General features: G+C 56.5%; 11 protein-coding genes. 3 read left to right on the top strand and 8 right to left on the bottom strand.

Going from position 1 to position 13,581, the window contains the following annotated elements; genetic code table 11:
* Window positions 1–378 precede the first annotated feature (378 nt).
* Genes purT through J122_RS15685 form a run of 4 tightly spaced genes read right to left on the bottom strand, consistent with a single transcriptional unit; the run spans window position 379 to window position 2,915 of the window.
* The gene (gene purT, locus J122_RS15700; RefSeq protein ID WP_061333147.1) at window positions 379–1,581 is read right to left on the bottom strand and encodes a formate-dependent phosphoribosylglycinamide formyltransferase; all 1,203 of its coding nucleotides are present in this window, start codon (window positions 1,579–1,581) and stop codon (window positions 379–381) included.
* Window positions 1,582–1,603: 22 nt separating this feature from the next.
* A complete protein-coding gene (locus J122_RS15695) occupies window positions 1,604–1,786 on the bottom strand; it encodes a DUF1289 domain-containing protein (protein ID WP_061333146.1) in 183 nt (60 codons plus the stop codon).
* Between the two features lie 2 nt (window positions 1,787–1,788).
* Window positions 1,789–2,316, bottom strand: a complete 528-nt coding sequence (locus J122_RS15690) for a gamma carbonic anhydrase family protein (RefSeq protein WP_061333145.1) — start codon at window positions 2,314–2,316, stop codon at window positions 1,789–1,791.
* Between the two features lie 17 nt (window positions 2,317–2,333).
* Window positions 2,334–2,915 (bottom strand): NUDIX hydrolase, encoded by a 582-nt coding sequence (locus tag J122_RS15685; RefSeq protein WP_061333144.1) that lies wholly within the window; start codon window positions 2,913–2,915, stop codon window positions 2,334–2,336.
* A 95-nt stretch (window positions 2,916–3,010) separates the two neighbouring features.
* On the opposite strand from J122_RS15685, the gene J122_RS15680 reads away from it, so the two are divergent.
* The gene (locus J122_RS15680; RefSeq protein ID WP_061333143.1) at window positions 3,011–3,559 is read left to right on the top strand and encodes an NUDIX hydrolase; all 549 of its coding nucleotides are present in this window, start codon (window positions 3,011–3,013) and stop codon (window positions 3,557–3,559) included.
* Here J122_RS15680 and J122_RS15675 read toward each other — a convergent pair whose 3' ends face one another.
* Both J122_RS15675 and purL read right to left on the bottom strand, forming a co-directional pair.
* Window positions 3,560–3,871 carry a YqfO family protein gene (locus J122_RS15675; protein WP_061333142.1) on the bottom strand — a complete coding sequence of 104 codons (312 nt, stop codon included), beginning with the start codon at window positions 3,869–3,871 and terminating at the stop codon, window positions 3,560–3,562.
* A gap of 434 nt (window positions 3,872–4,305) precedes the next feature.
* On the bottom strand, window positions 4,306–8,211 hold the full coding sequence (gene purL / locus J122_RS15670) for a phosphoribosylformylglycinamidine synthase (protein ID WP_061333141.1): 3,906 nt from the start codon (window positions 8,209–8,211) through the stop codon (window positions 4,306–4,308).
* A gap of 253 nt (window positions 8,212–8,464) precedes the next feature.
* Between purL and mltF the strand changes: the two genes are divergently transcribed.
* Window positions 8,465–9,997 carry a membrane-bound lytic murein transglycosylase MltF gene (gene mltF / locus J122_RS15665; protein WP_061333140.1) on the top strand — a complete coding sequence of 511 codons (1,533 nt, stop codon included), beginning with the start codon at window positions 8,465–8,467 and terminating at the stop codon, window positions 9,995–9,997.
* 21 nt (window positions 9,998–10,018) lie between these two features.
* Here mltF and J122_RS15660 read toward each other — a convergent pair whose 3' ends face one another.
* Window positions 10,019–10,513, bottom strand: a complete 495-nt coding sequence (locus J122_RS15660; RefSeq protein ID WP_061333139.1) for a regulatory protein RecX — start codon at window positions 10,511–10,513, stop codon at window positions 10,019–10,021.
* Between the two features lie 146 nt (window positions 10,514–10,659).
* Between J122_RS15660 and J122_RS15655 the strand changes: the two genes are divergently transcribed.
* Window positions 10,660–13,125: a DUF349 domain-containing protein gene (locus J122_RS15655; protein ID WP_061333138.1), complete on the top strand. Its 2,466-nt coding sequence runs from the start codon at window positions 10,660–10,662 to the stop codon at window positions 13,123–13,125.
* A gap of 2 nt (window positions 13,126–13,127) precedes the next feature.
* On the opposite strand, the gene J122_RS15650 is transcribed toward J122_RS15655, so the two are convergent.
* Complete coding sequence (locus J122_RS15650) at window positions 13,128–13,391, bottom strand: late competence development ComFB family protein (RefSeq protein ID WP_058090209.1); 264 nt, start codon at window positions 13,389–13,391, stop codon at window positions 13,128–13,130.
* Between the last annotated feature and the right edge of the window lie 190 nt (window positions 13,392–13,581).

Raw genomic sequence — 13,581 nt, 5'->3', positions numbered from 1 at the left:
TTGGTTAACTTTTTAAAGAGCGTTTGAGCTGTTGCTCAATCAAGGCCGCGTATTCTACATCGTTCCGCTGCCCTGTCAACCGTTTATTTTTCGCTGTTTCCGCTTCCGAAAACCGCCGAAAAACTGTCCGGCTTACTGCCTGTTTCGAAGTGCGCATTCTACACTGAACCGCCTTCCTGTCAACCGCTTTCTGAAGAATCTTTCGAACTTTTTCTTCAGTGCTTTCAAGCAGTTATCGCTTAGGTTTTGCCTCTTCTCAGTGGCCAGCCCCTCAAGCGAGATGCGCATTCTACAGACCTCAGCCGAGGAGTCAACGGTGGATTTGAACTTTTTTCGGAAGGTTCCTTTCCAACCCTCACAAAGCCCTTATCCAGTCTCTCAGTCTAGCTCCACTTTAACCTGCTGCGCTACCTTGATTGCACGCTGGCGCGCTTCTTCTATGGTACTGCCTTTAGCGAGGGCAACGCCCATACGTCGACGCCCTTTCAACTCCGGCTTACCGAACAGGCGAACCTGGGTATCAGGCTCTGCCAGGGCATGTTCCAGCCCCGAGAACACCACGTTACCGGAATCTCCCTCCGGCAGGATGACCGCCGACGCGGTTGGGCCCTGCTGGCGAATGGCAGGGATGGGCATACCCAAAATGGCGCGGGCATGTAACGCGAACTCCGAAAGGTCCTGGGACATCAAGGTGACGAGACCAGTATCGTGGGGTCTGGGAGAAACCTCCGAGAACCATACCTGGTCACCCTTAATGAACAGCTCAACACCGTAGATACCGTAGCCACCCAGATTCTCTACCACTGCCCGTGCAATCTCTGTTGCTCGGGTAAACGCCGCATCGGACATGGGGTGTGGCTGCCATGACTCACGGTAATCGCCGTCTTCCTGCCTGTGACCAATTGGATCACAGAATGAAATACCATCGCGATGCCTGACCGTCAGCAAGGTGATTTCATAGTCGAAGTCCACAAAGCCTTCGACGATCACCCTACCCTTGCCAGCCCGACCACCGGTTTGGGCGTACTCCCAAGCAGCCTCTACCTCCGCTGTACTCTTCACCGTACTCTGCCCTTTACCGGACGAGCTCATAACTGGCTTCACCACCAATGGCACCCCGACCTCATCAATGGCAGCCAGATACTCTTCCCTGGTACCGGCAAACCGGTACTTGGATGTGCTTAGCCCAAGCTCCTCAGCCGCAAGCCGGCGGATACCTTCGCGATTCATGGTCAGATTAACCGCCCGGGCTGTGGGCACCACGTTGTAGCCTTCTTCCTCCAACCGGACCAGCTCGGCGGTGGCAATCGCCTCAATCTCCGGAACGATCAGGTCCGGCTTCTCCGCTTCAACGATGGCGCGCAACGCTGCACCATCCAGCATATCGATAACGTGGCTCCGATGCGCAACCTGCATGGCGGGCGCATTCTCGTATCGGTCGACTGCAATCACTTCTATGCCGAAACGTTGCAGCTCTATAACCACCTCTTTACCGAGCTCCCCGGCACCGCAAAAAAGCACACGGGTAGCCGATGACTTCAGAGGCGTGCCGATACGCACCGTTCTGTTTGAACCAGTCATATAGTTTGATGTCCTGTTACTGTCAGAGTGCGACCTGCTTTTCCCGTTCCGCCACTTTCAGCAGAACCTCCCGTCGCTCGTCATTACTCATGGTGGTCCAGCGGAGGATTTCATCCCCTGTGCGCTGGCAACCGATACACATGTCATTTGCATCCAGCGCGCAAACATTCACGCATGGCGATCGAACCTTGTCGGCCACCTTCATCTTCAGATATCCACCTTTGTCAGTGTCGCCAGGTAGCGCTCTGCATTTTTTACATAGTGCATTGCGCTGAACTCGAGCATCTTTTTCTGGTTATCGTTGAGTTCGCGGCGAATTTTCCCTGGAGAGCCCACCACCATCGAGCCATCCGGCACTTCCATACCCTCCGGGATCAGAGTATTTGCTCCGATCAGACAGTGTTTGCCAATCTTCGCGCCGTTCAGAATCACCGCATTGATCCCAACCAGGGTGTAGTCGCCAATCTGGCATCCGTGCAGCATGGCTTTGTGGCCAACAGTCACCCCACGCCCAAGGGTTAGCGGAATGCCCGGGTCGGTATGCAGTACTGAGCCATCCTGTATGTTCGATTCGGGGCCGATCGTAATCAGTTCGTTATCACCACGAATGACAACATTGAACCAGATACTCGATTTTTCCATCAGCTTTACGCGCCCGATCACCGTGGCGTTGTGGGCGACGAACTGGCCATCGCCTTCTTTTTCTGGCTGGTATTGATCAATTCTGTAGAACATCAATCTCTCCGGCTAATTCAACGGGGTGGCTCGAGAATATCGATTCCGGCATCGTACACAGCATTCAGAAAATCGACCAGCACCACCGCCGACAACCCCCATATCTGATACTGCTGCCAACGATAGCAGGGCACGTAAAGAGTGCTGTTCAGAAAACTGAGCGTGTCGGTACGCTCCCTTCGATCTTCCAGGAGCCAGGAGATCGGAACACGGAAGACACTTTCGATCTCGTGGGGGTTCGGCTCCAGGGGATGATCGCCAGGCACAACGCCCACGTATGGAGTGACAAGAATACGGTGCAACGACATAACCTGACTTAACGGCGCAATGACCTTTACCTGATCCGGGGGCAGACCGATTTCTTCGTGGGTTTCACGCAGTGCGGTTGCAATCAGGGAGGCGTCGTCAGGATCCCGCTTGCCGCCGGGATAGGCCACCTGACCCCGATGTGTTTTGAGGTTGGATGACCTCAGGGTAAAAATCATCTCCGGATCACGCTCGTTATCCGTAATGGGCACCAGGATACCGGCTTCAGGGTAGTCCAGTGCCAGTTGTCTGGGCGCGTAATTCGACAATCGCTCGGTTAACAGGTCTTGCACTCTTTACTCCGGCAACTTCCTGATATTGAGTGAGACACAGGCAGTCCGGATCGTTAAACTGACTACCAACGGACACTCAGTATACGGGGAAAACGATGAAGTATTGCAGCACTTGCGGCCAACCGGTTGAGCAACGCATTCCCGAAGGCGACAATCGGCACCGTTATGTTTGCATCAGCTGCGAGACCATACATTACCAGAACCCGCGGATTGTCGCCGGTACGGTTCCCGTATGGGAAGGCAGAATCCTGCTATGTCGCCGAGCCATCGAACCCCGGTATGGCTATTGGACTCTGCCGGCAGGCTTTATGGAAAATGCAGAAACGACGATAGAAGCAGCAGCCCGGGAAACCCGCGAGGAAGCACTGGCGGATGTGGACATTCAGGGGCTCTACTCCATCATTGATGTGCCGCACATCAACCAGGTCCACATGTTCTACCGTGCCACACTTAAAGACGGCCTATTCGGCGCCGGAGAAGAATCGCTGGAATCAAAGCTGTTCGAACCCGGCGATATTCCCTGGGATGAGATATCTTTCCCCACGGTGCGCAAGACCCTTGAGCTGTTCCTTGCGGATATGAAGTCTGAATCCTACAACGTCCATGTCACCGATATTCGCCACCCAATGGCGAAAAAAGCCTGATCAGAACGTTTCCAGGCGATACACCTCATAGGCGGGCTCCTCGTAAGGATGGGCCTGCTTGAGTGCATAGACTGCAGGCTTGATAAGCTCGTCGCTACACACCAGTTCCACCTTGAATTCCCTAACACGCTCAAGCTCTCCCTGGCTTCCCAGAAACGGATCGCTCCCCGCCAGGGGTCGGAACTGCCCCTCGCCTTCACACTGCCATGCGCAGCTGTCGTAATCCCCGATTTTTCCCGCGCCAGCATCAAATAATGCCTGCTTGGTTTGCTCAAGATGGCTCTCCGGTACGAAGTAGCAAAGCTTGTACATAGTCACCCTCAAATTGGTCAACTTTTATCCGGAACAAGGCATTACAAACTTACCCACAGAATCTGTGGATAACTCTGGGGAAAGTTTTTGGGAATCGGCCTCCAACCCCCACAGTTACTGACCTCCCCTCAAATTGGCGACAAAATCGCCCATTTGTTTTTATTTATATTTTTCAATATCTTACGATGCTAGAGCAAAAAATGAACGCAATTCTTGGACTTTGTTCACAGTTCAGCCAGCAAAGCACCAGGAATGTGCATAAAGTTTTTTAGTCAAGGCCTTGACTGACAAATTTCAGAACTTTTAGAGATTTTATTTGCTCACTTTTTGCGCAGCAAGCCTCATCATTGAGCATAAAAAAACCGGTCCGAGAAATGCCCCGTCAGGGACACTCTGCAGACCGGTTTCCACCACGCCCGGATTGACTGGCTTAATCAGCCAAGCCAGCGCCTCGCATTCCTGAACATGCGGATCCAGGGACCATCTTCCTGCCAGCCATCTGGCCGCCAGGAGTGCTGCACCGCCCGGAAAACACGCTCTGGGTGCGGCATCATGATGGTCACCCGGCCATCCCGGGAAGTAACACCAGTAATGCCAGCCTCTGAACCGTTGGGGTTGTACGGATACCGCGCGGTCTGCTGGCCCCGGTTGTCCACATACCGCATGGCCACCAACTCGCTGTCTGCAAGGGACTGAGCCGAATTACCAGAGGCAAACTCCACTCGACCCTCACCATGGGCAACGGCAATCGGCATGCGAGAACCGGCCATGCCATCAAGGAACGCAGACGGTGACTGCGCCACCTCCACCATGACCAGGCGGGCCTCAAACTGTTCGGACTGGTTACGTACAAAACGCGGCCAACCTTCGCTTCCCGGAATCAGTTCATGCAAGTTGGAAAGCATCTGGCAACCATTGCACACGCCCAACGCGAGAGTGTCCTGACGGTTGAAGAAGGCAGCAAACTGATCTCGCACCCGATCATTGAACAGAATGGACTTGGCCCAACCCTCACCGGCGCCCAGAACATCGCCGTAGGAGAAACCACCACAGGCAACCAGGCTCTGGAATGTCTCGAGCGTAATGCGACCGGACAGCAGATCGCTCATATGGACGTCTACTGCCTCGAAACCAGCCCGATCAAACGCTGCAGCCATTTCAACCTGGCCGTTAACGCCCTGCTCCCGAAGCACCGCAACCTTCGGGCGTGCACCGGTACTGATATACGGCGCAGCAATATCTTCATTGATGTCGTAACTAAGCTCAACACTCAACCCCGGGTCGTTCTCGTCCAGCAGGTTGTCGAACTCTTCCTGGGCACAGTCCGCGTTATCCCGCAGCGACTGGATACGGTAACTGGTTTCCGCCCACAGACGCTGCAGCTCGGTACGGGATTCATCCACCACGGTGTCACCACCGAATGTCAGGCGCACGCGGTCATTGTCATTCAGTGTGCCCACAACGCTTGTATGGTCGCCCAGGCCGGCGGCCGAGAACTGCTGCAGGACAAAGCTGGTGTCGTCACGGCGAACCTGGATCACAGCGCCCAGTTCTTCGTTGAAGAGCTCACGGGCAAACTGGGAGCTGTCTTCGGCAAGACCATCCAGCTTGATGTCCAGGCCTGTCCGGCCTGCAAACGCCATTTCCGCCAGCGTGACAAACAGACCACCGTCTGAGCGGTCATGGTAAGCCAGCAGCTTTCCGTCGGTGTTCAAACCCTGCACGACTGCAAAGAAAGCCTTGATATCTTCCGGATCATCCAGGTCAGGCGCTACCGCGCCAACCTGACGGTACACCTGCGCCAGTGCAGAGCCACCAAGGCGATTCTGGCCGGCGGCCAGGTCAATCAGAATAAGGTCTGTTTCACCGGCATCCGATCGCAACTGCGGAGTAAGTGTACGGGCAACGTCGGTTACCGGCGCAAAACCACTGACAATCAGAGACAGCGGTGCGGTAACACTCTTCTGCTCACCGTTGTCCTCTTCCCAGGTGGTTTTCATCGACATGGAATCTTTACCCACCGGGATGGTAATACCCAGGTCCGGACACAATTCCATGCCAACCGCTTTTACGGTCTCGTACAGGTTCTCGTCTTCACCCGGGTGACCAGCCGCGGCCATCCAGTTAGCCGATAAACGAATGTCAGAGAGCTTACCGATTGCCGCCGCCGCCAGGTTGGTAATCACTTCACCTACGGCCATTCGGCCTGAAGCCGGAGCGTCAATCACCGCCAGCGGCGTGCGCTCGCCCATGGCCATAGCCTCACCGGTGCGTACGTCAAAGGATGCCGCAGTAACCGCCACATCGCTGACCGGCACCTGCCAGGGCCCAACCATCTGATCACGGGCGACCAGCCCGGTGATGGTTCGGTCACCGATGGTAATCAGGAAGCTCTTGGAGCCCACCGACGGCAAGCGGAGTACGCGACGAATGGCGTCGTGCAAATCGATCTTGGTGGAATCGAAGATCGGTTTGGTAAACGACGAACGCGCAACACTGCGATGCATTCTCGGCGGTTTGCCAAACAACACTTCCATTGGCAGGTCGACAGGCTTGTCATCAAAATAGGAGTCACCCAGTTCCAGGTGGTGCGCCTCGGTAGCTTCACCGATCACGGCATAAGGACAGCGCTCACGGCGGCAAAGGGCATCGAACAAGTCCAGATTTTCCGGTGCCACGGCCATCACGTAGCGTTCCTGGGATTCGTTACACCAGATTTCCAGGGGTGACATGCCCGGCTCGTCACTCGGGATGTCACGCAATTCGAATTTGCCGCCCCGGCCCCCATCCTTGACCAGTTCAGGCATGGCGTTGGAGAGACCGCCCGCGCCCACATCGTGGATGAAGCAAATCGGGTTGTCTTCCCCCATCTGCCAGCAACGGTCAATCACTTCCTGGCAACGGCGTTCCATCTCCGGGTTGTCCCGTTGAACCGACGCAAAATCCAGATTCTCATTGCTGGAACCGGAATCCATGGAGGACGCAGCGCCACCTCCAAGTCCGATCAACATGGAAGGGCCGCCCAGCACGATCAGTTTGGCGCCGACCGGGATATTGCCCTTCTCGACGTGATTCTCGCGAATGTTACCCAGGCCGCCGGCAATCATGATGGGCTTGTGGTAACCACGCACTTCTTCACCCGCCGCACCGGGAACCTTCTCTTCAAAGGTCCGGAAGTAACCCGCCAGGTTGGGCCGGCCAAACTCGTTATTGAAAGCGGCACCACCGATGGGACCTTCAATCATGATATCCAGCGGCGAGGCGATCCGGTCCGGCTTGCCATAACCAAACTCCCAAGGCTGCTCGTCGCCCGGAATATTAAGGTTGGAAACGGTAAAGCCTGCAAGGCCCGCCTTGGGCTTGGAACCACGACCGGTCGCACCTTCATCGCGGATCTCGCCACCGGAGCCTGTTGCGGCGCCGGCAAAGGGTGAGATAGCAGTCGGGTGGTTATGGGTTTCCACCTTCATCAGAATATGCACCGGCTCCCGGTTATAACTGTAAACACCGGTTTCCGGTGCCGGGAAGAAACGGCCCGCCTCGCTACCAGTAATAACTGCAGCGTTGTCCTTATAGGCAGAGAGCACACCTTCGCTGTTCATCTCGAAGGTGTTCTTGATCATTGCAAACAGGGATTTTTCCTGGCCTTCGCCATCAATATCCCAGGAGGCGTTAAAGATCTTGTGGCGGCAATGCTCCGAGTTTGCCTGGGCAAACATCATCAGCTCGACGTCCGTCGGATCACGCTCAAGGTCGGTGAACGCCGTTACCAGGTAATCGATCTCGTCGTCGGCCAGGGCAAGGCCGAGGCGCCCGTTTGCCTCAACCAAAGCACCCCGGCCACCGGCCAGCACCGGCACCCGGCCGAGGGGCCGGGGCTCGTCATGACTGAACAGCAACTCGGCGCCACCCGTCTCATGGAATACTTTCTGGGTCATCCGGTCATGCAGCAGGGTTGCAATTTTTTCTCGCTGTTCGAGGCCAAGCTTGCTGGAGGAGCGAACGTAGTAAGCGATACCGCGTTCAATTCTGCGAATCTGTCGCAGGCCACAGTTGCGAGCGATATCGGTAGCCTTACTGGACCACGGAGAAAGTGTGCCCGGGCGCGGGACCACCAGAAACAAAACACCATCTGGCTGCTCCAGTTCGACACTGGGTCCGTAGGTCAGAAGGCGATCAAGTATTGCCTGTTCCGCATCGGAAAGGTCGGCATCGAGATCCACAAAGTGCATGAATTCTGCGTACACATGCTCCACATCAGGAACAAGTTGCTGAATCCGGGAGTGCAGCTTTCTGGAACGGAAAGGCGAGAGCGCGGGAGCGCCGCGAAGTTCAAGCATGATATCAACCTGTATCGCGCGAATCGGGGGACGTCTGAAAGGCCGCCATGATACTTGAAACCGAACGCAGGATACAGCGCAAGGTAGGTTCTTTAGCAGCTGTACAATTAACATTGTTTTGCACAGTAATTAATCAGTTTGATTGACCCCGCTGACGTCTCAGGGGATCATTGGTCAGGAGCATGGAAAGCCTCAGGCATCATAAAACAGGAAAAACAGTGACCCGGTCACAACCTCCTGAACATTGAGCTATATGGAGATCAGGGATTTGTCGCGATTTTTCAGGCATCTTCGCAGTACCAGTTTTCCGCTGGCGTTAGTGTTGACCACAGCATTGTCCGCGACCGGCTGTTCCCGCCCGACCACGCTCCAGGAGGTCAGGGACGTGGGTGTGCTTCACGTGATTACCCGCGTAGCGCCTTCCATCTACTACGAGGGCCGAGACGCACCAACCGGATACGATTACGAGCTTGCCAGCCGGTTCGCTGAAGAACTGGAGGTCGAACTGCGTGTGCGGGTGGCCGAAGACAACACCGAGATTCTCTCCGTACTCTCGCGTAACTACGCCCACATAGGCCTCGCCGGCATGGCGGAGCAACCCGATTTTGAAAGCAGGTATCGCGCAGTTCCCATCGGCGTGCAGGCGCAATCGGTTGTGGTTTATAACCGTGACTTCCCCCGTCCAGCCTCACTGGCCGACCTTGGCGGTGAAACCTTGCACCTGCTCGCTGACAGCAACCATGAGCACCTGATTGCCGATGACCCGGAAGGCACCCAGGTTCACCGGCACATCCATCCTGGGCTGGATGCTGCGGGGCTGCTGGCGAGGGTTGAAACCGGAGAAATTGCCTACGCTGCCGTTTCATCGAATGAGCTGGACCTGAACCATGTCTACTTTCCGATGGTCAAGGAAGGCTTTGCTCTAGGTGAGCCCAGAGACCTGGTGTGGCTGTTCCCGATCGCCCAGGACGAAACGCTGGCAAACGCTGCCAAAGATTTTCTGGAGCGGGCCAGGGGCAATGGCTCGATGGCCCAACTGGCAGAACGCTTTTACGGCCACCTCGACCGTTTGAACTATGTGGGCGCGCGCACATTTATGCACCACGTGGAAAATCGCCTGCCGAAGTACCAGTCGCTGTTCCAGAATTACGCAAGAGACATTGACCTCGACTGGCGACTGCTGGCTGCGATCGGTTACCAGGAATCCCACTGGCGCCCGAACGCAGTGTCACCCACCGGGGTTCGGGGCTTGATGATGCTCACCCGCACCACCGCCAGCTACATCGGCATCAACAACCGCCTTGACCCTGAAGAGAGCATTGAAGGTGGCGCCCGCTATTTCAAGATGGTGCACGCCAAGATCCCCGAGCGTATTCCGGAGCCCGACCGCACCTGGTTCGCCCTGGCATCTTACAATGTCGGGTTCGGCCACCTGGAAGATGCGAGAAGGTTGACGGAATCCGCCGGAAGAAATCCGGATCGCTGGATGGATGTTAAAGAGTTTCTACCGCTGCTGGCCCAGAAAGAGTGGTACACCAAAACCCGCTTTGGCTATGCCCGCGGCCACGAACCGGTGGTGTACGTTCAGAACATTCGCCGGTATTACGATGTACTCACCCGCATCACGGAGCCCGACCAACCCAAACCTGACGCTGATCAGGAAGTGGTGTGGCTTGATCGGCAGTCTGAAGAAGCAGCCGCACAGACAGAATCACCTGAGACGCCGGGGCCGGATTTGCGGGCAGCCTTGCCGCCGGAGCTGGGGATGATTCCACCCACTCTGTAAGTGGGCAGTTGCTCCCCAGACTCACCACGAGAGCCCATCGCCCCATTCTTCCTCACGTGCTCCCAGCGCCCGCTCTACCTGAGTCGCGGAGAAGCCTCTGCGACTCAGGAATCGTGACTGCCGTAGCTTCTCCGGCAAATCATCGTCCAGCCGCCCCAGACCGTAACGTTTGGCACGCAAGCGAACAGCCCGCTGGCACCAGTCTTCCTCTGAGACTTCATCGAGACATTCCGGAGTGAAATGAACGCCCCGCTGTTGCAGCTCTGCCAGAATCCTCAAGGGCCCATAGCCAAGGTCCATTCTCTGCCGGGCATACACATCGGCAAAGCGCTGATCGCTCAGCCAGCCTTCGTGCTCATACTCGTCGAGAACAGTATCAATCAGATCGCCTTCAATATGCCGTTGCCGCAGTTTTAATGCCAGCTCGTAACGACTGTGCTCTCGGCGGGCAAGCAGGCGCAGTGCCGCAGAGCGGGCTCTGTATTCCGGGTCCTGATCTTTTTCGTGTTTTGCCATAAAGCCCCTTCCCGCAAATGCATCCAAAACGCTAGACTAGCGGCCGATTCTTTCAACTACCCGGCCCACGCCTGTGAGCCGATGAACGGTGGCGGCCCACTTTGCCGCCACTGCTGACTGGTTTCAATCCCGAAGGATACCTTTGTATGGCTGCATTCATTCAGAAACTGTTCAAGTCTCGCAAGGCCAACCCGGCAACCGCACCCCGGACACCGGCAAAATCTGAACCCAGTCAACCCTCACAGGAAGAAACCAGGCAGCTCCTAAAAAAACAGCAGGAACAACAACTCGGAAGCAACCCGGACCAGGCCCAACTGGCCACATTGGCGATTGACGGGTTGACCGCAACCATCCGGCTTGAAGCTGCCGCCGCTCTTACAGATGAGACCCAGCTACAGCAGGTCCAGAAACAGGCCAAGGGCCGGGACAAAAGTGTTTACCAGACCGTCAAGCAGAGCCTTCAAAGCCTGAAGGAACAGCAAGCTGCCGAAGCCGCCGTTCGCCAGCGAATCAAAACCCTGATCGGCCAGGCTGAAGACCAGGCCGCCAGTGAAGACCTCAAGCTCTATCAGGCGCGGCTGGAGGCACTGCAGGATAACTGGAGTGAGGTCCAGTCAAGCGCCACAGCAGAGCAATCCCAGCAGTTTCTGGAAGCCGTGCACCAGTGCCGGGAGCGCCTGAAACAGATGGAACAGGCGCGGCAGGAACAGGCACGCCACCGGGAACAGGCGCTTCAACGCTCAGAGACACTGGCCCTGCTTGAGCAGACCCTGAACGACCTGACTTCCCAGGAATCCAGCACCCTACCCTCCCTATCCGCCCTGGATGCCCTGCAGAAGACCCAGGAAAACCGATGGCTGGAAGCCACCCGGGATACCCCGGTAGAGAAGCAGGAGCAAAAAGATTACGAATCGCGAATGCTGGCACTGCGCAACTATCTCAGTGCGGTTCGACGGTTTACACAGGCCAGGGACACTCTGTCAGAACTAACACAGGTAGCAGGTACTGAAGAGGCTGACGATGGCCATCGTCAGAAAGCCCTGGCGCTGCTGAAGGAAATTGAGTGGCCATCAGACTTCCCCCAGCCAGCTGAGCTTGCGCCGGTTCGCAAACTGGCGGGCAAACCACGGCCAGCTCAGCCGGCTGGCGGCAACCGGGACGAGCAGAAAGCCGCCGCCGAGGCACTGCACAACACCCTTCCGAAGCTGGAATCGGCCCTCGAGGCCAAGCAGTTCAAGGAATCCAAGCAGCTGCTCAAGCTCGCCCAGAACCAGTTCCAACAATTGGACGGTCGCCAGCGCAAACAGCTTCAGGCCAGGATGCAACTGCTCACCGGCCAGTTCCGAGAGCTGAGCGACTGGCAAGGGTTTGCGACAGAACCCAAACAACTCGCCCTCTGTGAACAGATGGAGCACCTGGCGGATCAGCCCATTGAGCCGGAGATCAAAGCCGAGCGCATCAAAGAACTGCAGAACGAATGGCGCGACTTGGGCGGCTCATCCGACCGGTCGCTCTGGAGTCGTTTCAAAGCGGCGTCCGATACAGCTTACGAGCCCTGCAAAGCCTACTTTGAGGCAAAATCGGACCTGAAACAGGCCAACCTGCACACGCGGGAAGCGATCTGTGACCAACTGGAGCATTTCCTGGCCAATGCAGACTGGTCGGCCATCGACTGGAAGGCGGCCGAGCGCATTCACCAAACCGCCCGTCAGGAATGGAAAAGCGCCTGGCCGGTGGATTTCAAAGACAATCGCCTGGTTCAGAAGCGTTTCGACGAGCTTCTCAAAAAACTGGAACGTCCTCTTGACGATGAACGCCTGAAGAACGAAGCCCTGAAGCAGACCATTGTTGACCGCGCAAGGGCACTGATCGAGCACGAACCCCTGCAGGAAGCCATGGAGCAGGCGAAGGCACTGCAAACCGAATGGAAAGCCATCGGCATTACCCGCCACCGGGAAGATCGCAAAATGTGGCAGGCATTCCGCAAAGCCTGTGACCAGATTTTTGCGCGCCGGGATGCCCAACGTTCAGCACGTCAGCAGGCGACAGAAGAGGCGGACCAGGCCGCACAGGCCGTGCTGGCCCAATACCAACACCTGGGCGCAGAAGCCGATGACGCCGTGCTGAGTGACGCCCGGGGTGCGGTAAAGCAGATTGCCGGCGGCGCGCTTTCGGGTGAGGTTAAAGAACAGGTTCAACAGCTGCGGCAACGGCTGGACAGGATTACCCAGGCCAGAGCAATGGCCAATACTCTCGAGTCCTGGAAAACGCTGATCACCGACAAGGCCCAGGGACGCCTGGCCGACGATGCCCTGCCATCCCATTGGGCCAAATTGTGCAACGGGACCGACCGATTAGCTGGCAGAGATCTGGCCATACGGGCCGAAATTCTGGCGGGTGCACCCACTCCGGAACAAGACCAGCAGCGCCGGATGGAAATTCAGGTTCAGAGGCTGGCAGAGGGGCTTGGTAATGGTGAGACCGAAACGCCGCTCAAAGAGCTGGAACGACTGGTGGCCCTATGGTGCAGCCAGCCTGGCGGCGATGATGTAACGCCGGAAAATGCCGACCGTCTGAACCGGGCGCTGGATGCCATGCTTGCGTCAGACTGAACTCAGTCCCGCTGGTGCTCACTGACAAAATCCCTGGCCTGCTTCACCGCGGCCAGGGATTTTTGTTTCATCTCTTTCAACTCTTCATCCGCCAGATAAAACATCATATCAATCGTGTGCCGATAGTAGCGGGCGGGCAACCGGTTCAAAGCCACACACATCACGTCTGTCAGGTAATCCGCCGTGTCCGTTTCCTGCCGAGTGGCATCAATGGCGTCCAGCACCAGCCGTTCGTAGAAGTTGTCGATCGCGTCTCTCAGTGACATAACCACACCTATGCCTGCTTGCTGATGATCTACTCTTCAACATAGAAGGCGAACCGCCTGCTGTCATTGTGACTGAGCAATTTAGCCAATGGGATTGGCAGCGCCTGTCATTACCCAGCGCAGCGAGTAACCGCTATGGTTACTGCTCTGAATCTAACGTGCCCGGAAAACAATCAACAGAGGAACAACC

This window comes from Marinobacter excellens LAMA 842 (assembly GCF_001574445.1).
Classification (GTDB): domain Bacteria; phylum Pseudomonadota; class Gammaproteobacteria; order Pseudomonadales; family Oleiphilaceae; genus Marinobacter; species Marinobacter shengliensis.
Note: the sequence above shows the minus strand (reverse complement) of the source record. Positions and strands in the feature narration are given on the sequence as shown.